The sequence below is a fragment of the Phytohabitans rumicis genome (assembly GCF_011764445.1).
Taxonomy (GTDB): Bacteria; Actinomycetota; Actinomycetes; order Mycobacteriales; family Micromonosporaceae; genus Phytohabitans; species Phytohabitans rumicis.
Map to the genome: position 1 here is coordinate 8,176,690 of NZ_BLPG01000001.1, position 13,917 is coordinate 8,190,606.

Annotated in this window: 16 protein-coding genes; 6 read left to right on the plus strand and 10 right to left on the minus strand. The window is 71.5% G+C overall.

All coding sequences use genetic code 11. The features are described from left to right. Nucleotides 1–140: 140 nt before the first annotated feature. Nucleotides 141–773: a hypothetical protein gene (locus tag Prum_RS37055; protein ID WP_173081211.1), complete on the minus strand. Its 633-nt coding sequence runs from the start codon at nt 771–773 to the stop codon at nt 141–143. Nucleotides 774–794: 21 nt separating this feature from the next. Between Prum_RS37055 and Prum_RS37060 the strand changes: the two genes are divergently transcribed. Further along, on the plus strand, nt 795–1,379 hold the full coding sequence (locus tag Prum_RS37060; RefSeq protein ID WP_173081213.1) for a TetR/AcrR family transcriptional regulator: 585 nt from the start codon (nt 795–797) through the stop codon (nt 1,377–1,379). A 154-nt stretch (nt 1,380–1,533) separates the two neighbouring features. Here Prum_RS37060 and Prum_RS37065 read toward each other — a convergent pair whose 3' ends face one another. Genes Prum_RS37065 through Prum_RS37090 form a run of 7 tightly spaced genes read right to left on the minus strand, consistent with a single transcriptional unit; the run spans nt 1,534 to nt 7,476 of the window. Then, nucleotides 1,534–2,886: an aldehyde dehydrogenase family protein gene (locus tag Prum_RS37065; protein ID WP_246278342.1), complete on the minus strand. Its 1,353-nt coding sequence runs from the start codon at nt 2,884–2,886 to the stop codon at nt 1,534–1,536. Then, nucleotides 2,880–3,866 (minus strand): branched-chain amino acid ABC transporter permease, encoded by a 987-nt coding sequence (locus tag Prum_RS37070; RefSeq protein WP_173081215.1) that lies wholly within the window; start codon nt 3,864–3,866, stop codon nt 2,880–2,882. The genes Prum_RS37065 and Prum_RS37070 overlap by 7 nt, the downstream gene beginning before the upstream one ends. After that, complete coding sequence (locus Prum_RS37075; RefSeq protein ID WP_173081217.1) at nt 3,863–4,741, minus strand: branched-chain amino acid ABC transporter permease; 879 nt, start codon at nt 4,739–4,741, stop codon at nt 3,863–3,865. Before Prum_RS37075 ends, Prum_RS37070 begins: the two co-directional genes overlap by 4 nt. Then, nucleotides 4,738–5,448, minus strand: coding sequence for an ABC transporter ATP-binding protein (locus Prum_RS37080; RefSeq protein ID WP_246278343.1), 711 nt, complete (start codon nt 5,446–5,448; stop codon nt 4,738–4,740). Before Prum_RS37080 ends, Prum_RS37075 begins: the two co-directional genes overlap by 4 nt. Further along, nucleotides 5,445–5,927 carry an ABC transporter ATP-binding protein C-terminal domain-containing protein gene (locus tag Prum_RS52535; protein ID WP_281369083.1) on the minus strand — a complete coding sequence of 161 codons (483 nt, stop codon included), beginning with the start codon at nt 5,925–5,927 and terminating at the stop codon, nt 5,445–5,447. Before Prum_RS52535 ends, Prum_RS37080 begins: the two co-directional genes overlap by 4 nt. Then, complete coding sequence (locus Prum_RS54085; protein ID WP_218577549.1) at nt 5,885–6,169, minus strand: ATP-binding cassette domain-containing protein; 285 nt, start codon at nt 6,167–6,169, stop codon at nt 5,885–5,887. Before Prum_RS54085 ends, Prum_RS52535 begins: the two co-directional genes overlap by 43 nt. Next, nucleotides 6,166–7,476 carry an ABC transporter substrate-binding protein gene (locus Prum_RS37090; RefSeq protein ID WP_173081219.1) on the minus strand — a complete coding sequence of 437 codons (1,311 nt, stop codon included), beginning with the start codon at nt 7,474–7,476 and terminating at the stop codon, nt 6,166–6,168. The genes Prum_RS54085 and Prum_RS37090 overlap by 4 nt, the downstream gene beginning before the upstream one ends. A gap of 121 nt (nt 7,477–7,597) precedes the next feature. On the opposite strand from Prum_RS37090, the gene Prum_RS37095 reads away from it, so the two are divergent. The 5 genes from Prum_RS37095 (at nt 7,598) to Prum_RS37115 (ending at nt 12,518) form a co-directional block, all read left to right on the plus strand. Continuing rightward, nucleotides 7,598–8,392, plus strand: a complete 795-nt coding sequence (locus Prum_RS37095) for an IclR family transcriptional regulator (RefSeq protein WP_173081220.1) — start codon at nt 7,598–7,600, stop codon at nt 8,390–8,392. A 61-nt stretch (nt 8,393–8,453) separates the two neighbouring features. Continuing rightward, the gene (locus Prum_RS37100; RefSeq protein ID WP_246278344.1) at nt 8,454–9,914 is read left to right on the plus strand and encodes a benzaldehyde dehydrogenase; all 1,461 of its coding nucleotides are present in this window, start codon (nt 8,454–8,456) and stop codon (nt 9,912–9,914) included. A 73-nt stretch (nt 9,915–9,987) separates the two neighbouring features. Further along, entirely contained in the window at nt 9,988–10,716 is a 729-nt protein-coding gene (locus Prum_RS37105; RefSeq protein ID WP_173081223.1) for a class I SAM-dependent methyltransferase, read from the plus strand. 18 nt (nt 10,717–10,734) lie between these two features. Then, complete coding sequence (locus tag Prum_RS37110) at nt 10,735–11,856, plus strand: sensor histidine kinase (protein WP_173081225.1); 1,122 nt, start codon at nt 10,735–10,737, stop codon at nt 11,854–11,856. Then, a complete protein-coding gene (locus tag Prum_RS37115; RefSeq protein WP_173081227.1) occupies nt 11,853–12,518 on the plus strand; it encodes a response regulator in 666 nt (221 codons plus the stop codon). The genes Prum_RS37110 and Prum_RS37115 overlap by 4 nt, the downstream gene beginning before the upstream one ends. Here Prum_RS37115 and Prum_RS37120 read toward each other — a convergent pair. Both Prum_RS37120 and Prum_RS37125 read right to left on the minus strand, forming a co-directional pair. Continuing rightward, nucleotides 12,515–13,324: an MBL fold metallo-hydrolase gene (locus tag Prum_RS37120; RefSeq protein ID WP_173081229.1), complete on the minus strand. Its 810-nt coding sequence runs from the start codon at nt 13,322–13,324 to the stop codon at nt 12,515–12,517. The genes Prum_RS37115 and Prum_RS37120 overlap by 4 nt on opposite strands. Then, the gene (locus Prum_RS37125) at nt 13,318–13,893 is read right to left on the minus strand and encodes a dihydrofolate reductase family protein (RefSeq protein WP_246278345.1); all 576 of its coding nucleotides are present in this window, start codon (nt 13,891–13,893) and stop codon (nt 13,318–13,320) included. Before Prum_RS37125 ends, Prum_RS37120 begins: the two co-directional genes overlap by 7 nt. Nucleotides 13,894–13,917 lie beyond the last annotated feature (24 nt).

Sequence of the window (13,917 nt, forward strand, 5' to 3'; positions counted from 1 at the left end):
TGCCGGACGTGCTGTCCGTCAAATGATCTGCACACTCAGTCAAGTCGCCGTCCCGGCTTCGGTCTCTCCACATTCGACAGCCATTGCCCGATGTGGCCGTACTGACAGACGGAGGCATGATCGACGGACGGACGCCGGCTCTAGCGAAGGACACGCTCCCGCACCGAGGCGACGAACGCGTCGGGCTGGTCGGCGTAGATGCGTACCCGGGTCGTGGGCTCGCTCGGGCCCTTGGGCAGGGGGAGCGCGGCGGGCTCGCGCAGGGTGATGTCGACGTTGGTCTGGCCCGCCGCGGCGAGGTTGACGATCGGGCCGCTGTCGTCGTGCTCGATCTGGACGCCCTTGCTGGACGCCAGCGACCGGTACCGGCCGTTGACCGCGGCGATGTTGTCCCACGGGATGGTCAGATCCAGCGAGATGCTGTTGCGGATCCGTATGCCGGTGTCGTCGACGAGGTGCGGGTGCAGCGTGAGCATCGCGAGCAGGCCGAGCATCCAGATGAAGCCGTAGATGCCGAGGCCGAGGACGGTCCACCGGACCCATTCCCACGGCACCAGCCGGCTGATGATCAGGTCGAAGATGGGGATCTCGACGCCGGACAGCACGATGAAGGCCATCAGGATCGGCCGGACCACGCCGACGTAGCCGAACGCCTGGACGCCGGGTGGCGGTGTCGTGTCGCGGCGCAGGATCCACCGGAAGAAGCTGCGCCACATGGCCGACTCGTAGGCCATGGCGCGGCGGGCGAGGGAGGGGCGCTGTGTCGTTTCCATTTCGAGTGTAATGTAACAGGCATGCCGAAGATTGTCGACCACCACCAGCGCCGCACGTTGATCGCCGACGCGCTCATGCGGGTAGCGGCCGAGCGCGGACTGGAGGAGGTCAGCCTGCGCCACGTGGCGGCCGAGGCGGGTGTCACCTCGGGCATGGTGCAGCACTACTTCCGTACCAAGGACGAGCTGATGGGATTCGCGATGGCCGTGGTGCGGGAGCGCACCGAGGCGCGGGTCGCCGCGGCCGCCGGCCGGCTCGGCCCGGCGCCCGCGCCGGGCGACCTGGTCCGCACGCTGCTGACCGAGATCCTGCCGCTGGACGAGCAGCGTCGCGCGGACGGCCGCGTCGCGCTCGCCTTCCTCGCCTATGCCGCGGTACGCCCGGACGCGGCCGCCGCTTTGCGCGCCGACACCGAGGGGATGCTGGCCTTCGTCGCCGGCCTGATCGCGACGGCTCGCCCCGACCTTGACGCCCCGGCCGCCGCCGCCGGGCTGCTCGCCATGATGGAGGGCCTCGGCGTGTACCTGCTCGGCGCCCACGTCACCGCCGACCAGGCCCTAGCCGCCCTCGACGCCCAGCTCGCGCTGATCTTCGAGGGAGGTTAGGAGGGGACCCTTGCTATGCAGAAAGCGTTAACAAGGTGCCCTTCCTTGCTCTTCAGAACGGGAAGGGCGGGGGAGTCGCGGGCGGTGACCCATTGCAGCTCGGAGAACTCCTCGGCGGCGAACCCGACGCCGAACCGTCCCCACCCGCTGTCCTTCACGCCCCGAACGGCATCTGCGGCTCGTCGTTGACCGGCTGGTCGTTGACGTGCACGATGCCGGACTCCAGCCGCCGCGCGATCGCCAGCCCGCGGTACGGGTCGCCGGTCAGCACCCCGGCGGTGAGGCCGAAGCGCGACTCGTTGGCGCGGCGTACGGCGTGGTCGGTGTCGTCGACCACCTCCAGGATCACCACCGGCCCGAACGTCTCGTCGAACGCCAGCTCGGCCTCGGGCGGTACGCCGGTGAGCACGGTCGCCGGGTAGCAGGGCGGCGCCGGGGTGCCGCCGGCCAGCACCTGGGCGCCCATCTCGACGGCCTCCTCGACCCGGCGGGTGATCAGCGACAGCGCCCACTTGTTGATCACGGGCCCGATCACCGTGGCCGGGTCGCCCGGGTCGCCGACCGGCAGCGTGGCGACCTTCGCCGCGAACCGCTCGGTGAACTCGTCCGCGACCGCCCGCTCCACGAAGATCCGGCGCGCGCACATGCAGATCTGTCCGGTGTGGACGAACGCGCCGTACGCCGCCGCGTCGACGGCGTACCCGAGGTCGGCGTCGGCGAGGACGAGCAACGGGTTCTGGCCGCTGAGCTGAAGCACCACCCGCTTGAGGTGGCGCCCGGCCGATTCGGCCAGCCGCCGGCCGGTGACGGTCGAGCCGGTGAAGTTGATCCGGGCCACGGACGGGTTGGCGATCAGCTCCTCGGCGATCCGGCCGGCGTCCCCGGGCGCGTGCGTGACCACGTTGAGGACGCCGGGCGGCAGTCCCGCCTCGGCGAAGAGTTCGGCCCACAGCGAGCCGCCGGTGATGGGGGACTCCTCGGAGGGCTTGAGCACCGCGGTGTTGCCGAGCGCCAGCGGCCCGATGACACTGCGGCCGGCCAGCACCAGCGCCGAGTTCCACGGCGCGATCGCGGCCACCACGCCGACGGGCCGGCGCAGCGCGAGCGCGCGCGTACCGTCCACATCGGACGGAAGCACCTGGCCGATCGGGGCGTACGCCAGCCCGGCCGCCTGGCGCAGCAGCGACACGCTGAAGTCGACCTGGACCGTGGCGAAGTGCGCGCCGCACCCCGTCTCCGCGGCGAGCAGGTCGAAGATCTCGGCACGCCGCCGTTCGAGCGCGTCGGCCGCGCGCAGGAACACCAGCTGGCGGTCGGCGGGGCGTACCCCGGCCCAGGTCTCGAAGGCCGCGCGCGCCGCGGCGATGGCCCGCCGAGCATCGTCGGCGTCGCCCGCCGCGACGGTCGCGAGCGTCTCGCCGGTCCAGGGATTGAGATCCGGGTACGTCGCACCGCTGACTGAGTCGCGCCAGTCGCCATCGATGTGGTGCCGAATTGTCCTTACCATCTGGCCAGATGGTATCCGACGGGCAGCAGGCTGCCGCCGAGGCGGCCACCCGCCAGGCTCCACACGCCGCGCGGCAGGAAGAGTGCGAACCCGACGGCGACCAGGCCGAGCCCGATCAGGTACCAGGCGCCGAGGTCGGCGAACTGGTACTGGATGGCGAAGAACAGCAGGGCGCCGACGATCGGACCTTCGAACGTGCCGAGCCCGCCGACCAGCACCATGAAGATCATGTACGCCGACCACTGCACGCCGAAAATGGACTGCGGCTGGATGAAGAGGGTGTTGGCGAGCGTCAGCGCGCCCGCGGCACCGCAGCCGAAGCCGGCCAGCACGTAGAGCAGGAACTTCAGCGGCATGACCCGCACGCCCAGCGAGGCGGCCGCGTCCTCGTCGTCGCGGATCGCCTGCAGGGCGGCGCCGGTGCGGTGCCGCAGCAGCAGGAAGAGCAGCCCGAGCAGGACGAGCGCGAAACCGAGTGCCAGCCAGTACGTGAGCGCGCGGCGCACCTGCGGCTCGTAGACGTTCAGCCCGCGCAGCGATACGCCGGTGCCGCCGCCGAGGCTCTCGTCGAGGACGACCAGCAGCGCGATGCCCTCCGCGACGACCCAGGTGCCGACCGCGAACTGCCCGCCGCGCAGCCGCAGCACGAGCGGGGACAGGACCGCGGCGAGCACCGCCGAGGCGAGCGCCGCCAGCACGACGGCCAGGTACGGCGCGACGCCGCGCTGCGTGAGCCAGATCGTCCCGTACGCGCCGAACCCGATGAACGCCTGCTGGCCCACCGAAACCAGGCCGGCGTACCCGGCGAGGGCGTTCCACATAGCCGCCATGATGAGAAAGATCAGCAGGCTGGTCAGTTGCTGTACGACGTTCGCGCCGAGGACCTGAGGCACCGCGAAGAGCGCGACGCCGGTGATCAGCAGCCCGGTGGACCCGATGCGCGACGAACGGGTCGAGCGTTGCACTGTCCAGGTCGTCATGCGCGGGCGCTCCGGGTGACGATGAGCCGGCCGCGCGGGCTGGCCAGGACGGCGAGGAAGACGAGGTGCCCGGCGAGGATCGAGTACTGCGGGTCGATCGTCGCGCCGAGCGTCTGGGCGACGCCGAGCACGATCCCACCGGCGAGCGTGCCCCACAGCGAGCCGAGGCCGCCGATGATCACCGCCTCGAACGCGAAGATGAGCTGTGTCGGCCCGCTGGACGGGTCGAACGTGGAGTTGATGGCGAGGAACGCGCCGGCCAGGGTGGCGGTCGCCACGGCGATCGCGGTGGCTTTGGCGTACACAGTGGAGGCCGGAATCCCGACGAGTGCCGCGGTGTCGGGATCCTGCGCGGTGGCCCGCATCTCCCGGCCGAAGCCGGTGCGGCGCAGCACGAACTGCAGGCCGCCGAGGACCGCCACGGCGACGCCGAGGATCAGCACGCCGAGGTACGGGATGGACAGTTGGTCGGTCAGCCGCCAGCTCCCGGTGGAGATGGCCCCGGTGGAGGCGCCCAGCGAGCGCACGTCGGGGGAGAAGACCTGCAGGAGCGCGTTCTGCACGACGATCGCCAGCCCGAACGTGGCCAGCAACGGCGTCAGCATCCCCGAGCGCAGGCTGCGTGCCAGCACCGCCCACTGCAGAACGTAGCCGAGCGCCAGCATCGCCGGCAGCGCCAGCAGCAGGGCGAGGAACGGGGACACGTCCGCTTCGGTGGCCACGTACCAAACCAGGAACGCGCCGAGCACCGCGATGTCGCCGTGCGCGAGGTTGATGATGCGCATGACCCCGAACATGAGGGACAGTCCACACGCGAACAGTGCGTACAGGCCGCCGAGGAAGACGCCTTGGACGATCGCGTTGACGACGGTCATGTGAGCTCCAAACCAAAGTACGCCTCGGTGACCTGCTCCCGGGTGACGTCGCCGGTGGCCGCCTCCAGCACCACCCGCCCCTCCAGCAGGCACACCACCCGGTCCGCCACGGACAGGGCGCGGGCCAGGTCCTGCTCGACGAGCACGAGGGTGGCGCCGCCGGCGATGAGCGTGGACAGCGATTCGTACACGGTGTCGACGGCGACCGGCGCGAGCCCGAGCGAGACCTCGTCGACCAGGAGCAGCCGGGGGTTCGTCATCAGCGCCCGGCCGATGGCGGTCGCCTGCTGCTGCCCGCCGGACAATGTGGACGCCCGTTGGCGGCGCAGCGGCTTCAGCATCGGGAACGCGTCGAGCACGGTCTCCAGGCGCCACTGCCCGGGGCGGGCGCGGCGGCCGGCGACGAGGAGGTTTTCCTCGACGGTCAGGTCCGGGAAGAGCTTGCGCCCCTCGGGGACGAGCGCGAGGCCGCGGGCCACCCGCGCGTGCGCGGGCACGCCGGTGAGGTCGGCGCCGTCGAAGCGGACGGAGCCACCGGCGGCCGGGTGCGCGCCGGCGACCGTGCGCAGCAGCGTGGACTTGCCGGCGCCGTTCGCGCCGACCAGCGCGACGACCTCGCCCTCGGACACCGACAGTGAGAGGTCGCGCACGGCGATCAGCAGACCGTGCCGGGCGACCAGATTGGACACTTCCAGCAGCACGCTCACAGAGCCTTCCCGAGGTAGGCGTCCACGACGACCGCGTCGCGGAGCACCGTCGAGGGTGGACCGTCGGCGATGACCCGGCCGGCGTCCATGCACACCAGGCGTTCGACCACCTGGACGAGGACGTGCACGATGTGCTCGATCCAGACGATGGCGATGTCCAGCTTGTGCAGCTCCCGGATGGTGGTGACCAGCTCGGCCGCCTCCGCGTCGGTCAGCCCGGCGCCGATCTCGTCCAGCAGCAGCACCCGCGGGTCGGTGGCCAGCGACCGGGCCAGCTCCAGGCGCTTGCGGTGCAGCAGGCCGAGGCTGTCGGCGCGGCGGTTGGCGTGCTCGACCAGGCCGCACCGGTCCAGCACCTCGACGCTCCGCTCGTACGCGGCGGCCCGGGACAGGCCGGCCCCGTACGCCGCGCCGACGAGGACGTTCTCCAGCACCGTCATGCCGCCGAACGGGCGCGGGATCTGGAACGCCCGCCCCACGCCCCGGCGGCAACGCAGCTCGGGCGCAGGCGGGTGACGTCCTGCCCGTCGATGTGCACGGTGCCGGCCGACGGGGCGACCGCGCCGGCCAGCACGCTGAGCAGCGTGGTCTTGCCGGCGCCGTTCGGGCCGACGATGCCGACCGCGTCGCCGCGCGCCACGGCGAAGTCGACCCGGTCGAGGACGAGCAGGTCGCCGTAGCGCTTGGACAGGCCGCGGCCGGCCAGGACGGGATCGCTCATGCGTATGGCTTCAACTGCCCGGCCACCGGCACGTTGGGGTCGGAGGAGTTCTCGCAGATGACGAACTCCACTGTGTACTTGGCATCGGTGGACGCTATCCACTGGCCGCCCAGGATCGGGGTGGTGACGACGTTCGCGTTGGGGCCCTTGCCCCATTGCAAGCGGCCGACCGGGGTCTGCACCGCCAGCGTGCCGATGGCCTTGGCGACCGCGGCCTTGTCCTTCGGGTCGGCCGCGGCGGCGAACGCGGCGGCCGCCACGTCGAAGAGCGCGAGGCTGGGGCCGAGCTGCTGGTTCCACTGCTTGCCGGCGCTGCTCTGGTACCCGGTGCCGAGGTCCTTGGCGGAGACCTTCGTCAGCGAGGACGTGTACGGGTAGGTGGGCGACCAGTAGCAGCCGCCGCCGAGGTTGACGCCGATCGGGCCCAGCGCCTCGATCTGGGACGGGAAGAGGCCGGTCTTCGCGACCTGGGCGATCTTCGGCTTGAAGCCCTGCTGGGCGGCCTGCCGCCAGAAGGTGGCGAAGTCCGGCGGGATCGGGAAGGTATTGAAGATCTCGCAGCCCTCGGCCTTGAACTTGGCGATCTGGGAGCTGTAGTCGTTGGTGCCGTTGGTGTACGCGCCGGGGTCCACGATGGTGTACCCGTCCTTGGCCAGCAGCGGCCCGAGCGCGGCCCGGATCGCGTTGCCGTCCGAGTCGTTCGGCCACATCACGCCGGTTCTCTTGTTCGTCGAGACCTGCGGCCACAGGTGCGTGTACGCCGAGTGGAACTGCTCGACGCCGAAGCAGAAGTGGAAGGTGTACTTGTACGCGTCGGTCTGGTCGGGCTTGGCGCCCCGGCCGAAGTACCACGCCTGCCACGGCACCACGGTGGATACGCACGGCACGCCGGCGGCCTCGCAGGCGTCGGAGACCGGGTTGACCGTCTCCGGCGTGGACGTGGTGAGCATCAGGTCGACGCCGTCCGCGTTGATCAGGTCGTTGGCGACCTGCGCGGAGCGCTGCGGGTTGGACTGGCTGTCCTTGTCGACGATCTGTACGTCGTACTTCTTGCCGCCGAGGGTCAGGCCGCCGGCGAACGCCTTGCGCGCCAGCTCCAGCACGTAGCCGTCCGGCTCGCCGAAGCCGGCGGCCGGACCGGTGCGGGGACTGACGAAACCGATCTTGAGGGCGGAGGTGGGGCTCTCGTCGCTGCTGCTGCCGCTGCCGATCTCGCACCCGGCGAGTCCGGGCAGGGCCAGGCCGGTGATGCCCAGACCGGCCGAGCGCAGGAGCCGCCTGCGGCTGAAGGGAGTGGAAGCTTCCATCGGGAACCTCCTGGATGAACCCGCGGCGGGGGAACCGGGGTGGGAGGGAACGTACGAGCGCGTGTGCCGCAAGTCAACACTGCGTTCGAGTATCTGAAACACTTGGCGGTATCATGCGGCCGTGACCCAGCCAGCCTTTTCCCAGTCCCTCGAACGCGGCCTGCAGATCCTGTCGTCGTTCAGTGAGACCCGGCCGCTGCTGGGCATCGCCGATCTGGCCCGCTCGGTCGAGCTGAACAAGAGCACCACGTACCGGTACGTGGCCACCCTGGCCAAGCTCGGCTACCTGCAGCAGGATCCGGACACGAAGAAGTACTCGCTCGGCCCGCGGGTCGTCGACCTGGGCTTCGCCGCGATCAACTCGATGGAGATCACCCGGGTCGCCGGGCGGCACCTGCAGGAGCTGTCCGACGAGACCGGCTACACGGTCAGCATGGCGGTCCTCGACGGCCCCGACATCGTGTACGTCGACCGCCGGCGCAGCGGTCGGGCCAACAACTTCGCGATGGGGCTCAACCTGCACGTCGGCTCGCGGCTGCCGGCGTACTGCACCTCGATGGGGAAGGTGCTCCTGGCGTACCAGGAGGCGGTGGCGCTGCGGGCGCTGCTGGACCGCACCGACTTCGCCCGCCGCGGGCCCAAGACCATCACCGCCCGGGAGCAGCTCATGGCCGCGCTCGCCCGGGTGCGCCACACCGGGATCGCGGTCAACGACGAGGAGCTCGCCGCCGGCCTGCGCTCGGTGGCCGCGCCCGTGCGGGACCGGTCCGGCAAGGTGGTCGCGGCGGTCAACATCGCCGTGCACCTGACCGTCTGGAACGCCTCGGTCGAGTCGGTGGTGAGCCGGCTGGAGGGCCCGCTCCGGCACGCGGTCGCCGACATCTCGACGAGCCTAGGATTCCGTTCAAGCATTTGAGCCGTTCGAATATATGAAACGCCAGGTTGATTATGTGGAAAGGCCGCCGTACGGTCAGCGCGTGTTCCTCGAAGAAGCCACCTGGCGTAACCGGATCTTCCTCGGCGGGGCCTGGACGACAGGCTCCGGCGGCTGGCTCAACGTGCGCGAGCCGGCGACCGACGCCGTACTCGGGCAGGTCGGCCTCGCGACGGCCGACGATCTCGCGACGGCCGCGGAGAGCGCGGCGCAGGCCCAGCGGGAGTGGGCCGCGACCCCGCACCCGCGGCGGGCCGCCGTGCTGCGCCGCGCGGCCCAACTCTGGTCCGAGCACGCCGAGGAGATCTCCTGGTGGAACGTCCGCGAGGTGGGCGCCGTCCCGGCGATGGCCGGGTTCGCGCTGCACGTCGCCGAGCAGGAGTGCTACGAGGCGGCGGCCCTGCCCAGCCGCCCGTACGGCCAACTGCTGTCCACAGAGGAGCCCCGGCTCTCGATGGCCCGCCGGGTACCGGCCGGCGTCGTCGGCGTCATCTCGCCGTTCAACGTGCCCATCATCCTGGGCATCCGCTCGGTCGCGCCGGCACTCGCGCTCGGCAACGCGGTCATCCTCAAGCCCGACCCGCGCACCGCGGTGACCGGCGGCGTGGTGCTGGCCCGCGTCTTCGAGGAGGCCGGCCTGCCACCGGGCGTGCTGCAGATGCTCCCCGGCGGTGCCGACGTCGGCGAGGCGATGGTGACGCACCCGCTGGTCCGGGTCATCTCGTTCACCGGCTCGACCGCCGCCGGCCGCCGGGTCGGCGAGCTCGCCGGCCGGCACCTCAAGCGCGCCCACCTGGAACTGGGCGGCAACTCGGCGCTCGTCGTCCTGGACGACGCCGACGTGGACGAGGCGGCCGGCCTCGCGGCGTTCGGCACGTTCTTCCACCAGGGCCAGATCTGCATGACCACCGGCCGCCACCTCGTACACGAACGGCTGTACGACGACTTCGTCGAGCGGCTCGCGGCCAAGGCGGCGGCGCTGCCGGTCGGCGACCCGGCCCGCGAGGAGGTGGCGCTCGGCCCGCTGATCGACGCCGGCCAGCGGGACAAGGTGCACGGGCTGGTGACGTCCAGTGTGGACGCCGGGGCGCGGGTGGCCGCCGGTGGCGACCACGACCGGCTGTTCTACCGGGCGACCGTGCTGGCCGACGTGCCGCCGGGCGCGCCGGCGTACACCGAAGAGATCTTTGGCCCGGTGGCGCCGGTGCTCCGCTTCTCCACAGTGGACGAGGTGGTCCGGCTCGCCGCCGGCTCGGAGTACGGCCTGTCGCTGGGCATCGTGACCCGCGACGTGTTGAAGGGCCTGGAACTGGCCGACCGGATCCCGACCGGCATCGTGCACATCAACGACCAGACGGTCAGCGACGAGGCGAACGCCCCGTTCGGCGGGGTGCTCGCCTCCGGCACCGGCGCCCGGTTCGGCGGCGCCGAGGCCAACGTCGACGCGTTCACCGAGACCCGCTGGGTCACCGTGCGCAGCCAGCCACCCAAGTATCCGTTCTGAGCTGGCTTCAGCCGTGTCCGCGCCACCATCGTGCGCGGGCGCCGACCGGCGGACACGGCCTAACATCTGTGGTGTGCGCCGGAACGCTGACGTCGACTGGGACGCCTGGCCGGTCGCGGACTACCTCGCGGAGAACTACCGCGTGCTGCACCGCGCCGACGAGGCGGTGATCGACCACCACAGCGCGGTCTACGCGCGCCTCGGACCGGACACTGTGGACCGTTCGGTGGAGTTCGGCGCCGGACCCAACCTGTACCCGCTCGCGCTGGCCGCCGCCGCGAGCCGGCTCGTGCACGCCGTCGAGCGCAGCGCCGCCGGCGTCGCCTACCTGCGCGGCCAGCTCCGCGCCGGCCCGGACTCCAGTTGGGACCCGTTCTACGCGCGGTGCCGGCTGCGCAATCCGGCGCTGCCGCCGGCGCTGGCCGACGCCCTCTCCCGGGTACGCGTGACGCGCGCCGACGCCGCGACACTGCCCGCCGGGCGGTACGGCCTCGCGTCGATGAACTTCGTCGCCGAGAGCGTCACCGAGGACCGGGCCGAGTTCGGCGCGCTGTGCCGGGCGTTCATCCACTGTGTGCGCCCCGGCGGGCAGCTGGTCGCGGCGTTCATGGAGAACATGGGCCGGTACTCCATCAACGGCGGCCGGTCGTGGCCGGGCGTGCCCGTGGACTCGGACGCGGTGGCCGAGGTGTTCGCACCACACGTCACCGGGCTCGCGGTCCGCCGCATCGACGCCGACCCGGCCCTGCCGGACTGGGGATATACCGGGATGATCTTGTTGGCCGCCCACCGCGCCACGTAAGCGTCGTACCATCGGTGCGTGCATGAACGTCTGCGCGCCGTGTGGGACGAGCCGCGTCCCCCACACCCGCCGTCGCGGGTGTGGCGCGACTGGGCCCTGGTGGCGGTCCTCGTGCCGGCCGCGCTGCTGGAGGGCTTCCTGCGGCCCGACGTGCCGGCGCGGGCCATCGCGGTGATCCTCACCGTCGGGCTGGTGCCGACGCTGCTGTGGCGCCGGACCCACCCGCTGCTGATGGTCGCGATCGCGTTCGGCGCCTGCGGGGTGGCCCCGTTCCTGGCCGGCGGAGACCAGCCGGGCCTGAACGCGATGGCGTACGTCGCGCTGCTGCCGTACGCGCTGTTCCGGTGGGGCTCCGGGCGCGAGTGGGTGGGCGGCGCGGCGATCATGCTGGCCAAGCTGGTCGTCTCCGCGCTCCTCGGTCACCTCACGCTCGGTGAGACGGCCGCCGGCGTGATCGTCCTCTTCGCGGCCAGCGCGCTCGGCGCGGCGGTGCGCTACCGGACCGTGCTGCGCTCGCGGGAGCTCGACCAGGTCAAGCTGCTCGAACGCGAGCGGTTGGCGCGCGACCTGCACGACACCGTCGCCCACCACGTGTCCGCGATCGCGATCCGCGCCCAGGCCGGCATCGCCCAGCCGGACGCCGCTCTCCCGACGCTGCGCCTCATCGAGGCCGAGGCCACCCGGGCCCTCGCCGAGATGCGCGCCATGGTCCGCGTCCTGCGCCGCGACGAGCCGGCCGACCGGACGCCCGCCCCGCGGATCGCCGACCTGGCGCGGCTCGCCTCGCGCTCCGGCCTCCCCGTCGACGTGGCGATCCTCGGCGACGTCGACGACGTACCGCCGCCGGTGGGCGCCGCGATCTACCGCCTCGCCCAGGAGTCCGTCACCAACGCCCGGCGGCACGCCCGGCACGCGACCCGCATCGAGGTGCTGGTCGCCGCCGACGACACCTCGGTGCACCTGCGGGTCAGCGACGACGGCGACGCCAGCGCCGTACGCCCCGCGGCGTTGGCCGGCTACGGCCTGGTCGGCATGAGCGAGCGCACCGACCTGCTCGGCGGCACCTTCGAGGCCGGCCCCAACCCCGACCGCGGCTGGACCGTCACCGCCACCCTGCCCCGCACCGGCGCGGCGACGTGAGTGTCCGGGTGCTCGTCGCCGACGACCAGGAGATCGTCCGCACCGGGCTCACCATGATCCTGAACGCCCAGCCGGACATCCAGGTCGTCGCCGAGGCCGCCAACGGGCAGCGCGCCGTCGAACTCGCCCAGCGCCTGCGCCCCGACGTCTGCCTCCTGGACATCCGCATGCCCGGCGTGGACGGCATCGAGGCCACCCGCATGCTCGCCGGCCCCACCGTCGCGGATCCGCTCGCGGTCGTCGTCATCACCACCTTCGACCTCGACGACTACGTGTACGCCGCGCTGCGCGCCGGCGCCCGCGGCTTCCTCCTCAAGGATGCCGGCCCCGCCCTGCTGGCCCAGGCCGTACACGCCGCCGCCAGTGGAGACGCGCTCATCGCCCCGAGCATCACCGCGCGCCTGCTGACCGCGTTCGCCAGCACCGGCCCCGCCGCCCCGCCCGCCCAACCCACCGAGGTGCTCACCGAGCGGGAGGAGCAGGTGCTGGCGGCCGTGGCGCGCGGGCGTACGAACAGCGAGATCGCCGACGAGCTCTACATCACGCTGAGCACCGTCAAGACCCACATCGCCAGCCTCATGGCCAAGCTCGGCGTCCGAAACCGCGTCGAGATCGCCATATGGGCCTACGAAACCAACCGGGTACGCGCCGGCTCCCGCTAGCCCCTTTGGGCGAGGCGCTGCGCTTGCCCGTTGTGCACATCGCTTACCCACTCCCAGCCGTCCTTGGCCGATGGGCCGATCCTCGGGTCATCGGGAGCAGCGCCGTCGCGCAGGGCCTGCACGTACGCCCGATCCTGGTCGATCTGTGCGCGTAGCTGATCGGCTCCGCCGGCGGACCCGTGACCCGGGATGAAGACATCGACGTCGTCTGCCACGCCGTCGAGCAGCCGCAGCGCGGCGAGGTAGTCCTCGATCGGGTCAGCGGCGCTCAAATCGAGCATCGGAATCAAGACATCAGAAAGCATGTCGCCGCCGACGAGAACCCTGCGTTCCTCGATCAATAGCGCCGCATGGCCGTGGGCATGCGCCTGATGCTCGATGATCCGGACCTTAGGGCCATCCCAGGGAATCTGCGTAGCTTCGGCGGGCAGCCCGGCAATGAGGCCGAATAGGTCCAGCGGTATCTCCTCAGCGATCTCCGGGGGCAACCCCTCGGCGGCGAGGGCCTTCCAGTCCGCGTTCGACAGCAGATCTCGCATATCAGCCGCGCAGCGGGCCGTACCGTAACGCGGCGCTTCGCCGAGTTTGGCGTGCCAGAGCACGTGATCCCAATCAGGATGCGTCGAGAAGCCTGCCACGACGGTCTGGCCCGAATCGGACAGGTCGTTCGCGAGGCAGGCCATTTCGTCGCCCGTTATTCCGGGGTCGATGAGCAAGACGCCGGCCCGGCCTCGCACGACGACGGTGTTGTTCTGGAGTAACTCGCTCTGGTGGACCAGCACACCCTCCGCGACCTGCCTCAGCACGAGCCCGCCTCCTTCGCATCCCGGACGGCGTAACGGTGCATCGTGACGCCCTGCTTGAACGATCGCTGCTCGAGCAGGTCGAGGTCGATCGGCACGTCGTAGTCGTCGAACAGCGGCCTGCCGAAGCCGAGGATCGCCGGGTGGGTCCAGAGCATCAGCTCGTCGAGCAGCCCCGCCCGGAGCAGCTGCGTCGCGAGCGCCGCGGCGCCCACACTGATGCTGCCGTCGGTCCCGGCCCGCAGGGCGGCGAGTTGCTCGATCGCGTCGTCTCCGCCGATGATCCGGGTGTTGTGATCGGCGGCGTGGCGGGTGCGGGAGACGAGCACCTTGGGCTTGGCGGTCCAGATCTCGCCGTACTCATGCATGTAGTCCGGCAGCGACGCGTCCTCGCCCGCCCGTGGCCAGAACTCCTCCATCGTCTCGTAGAAGACCCGGCCATGGACCATGAGCGCGAGCGCCCGCGTCTGCGCGTTGGCCTCGCGGTGCAGCTCCTCGTCGATGCGCAGCCACTCGCCGGCGCCGTTGTCCCCAGGAACTTGCTCGATCCGCAGGTCGAGGGACACGTTCATCGAATAAATGAAGCGGCCCATCCT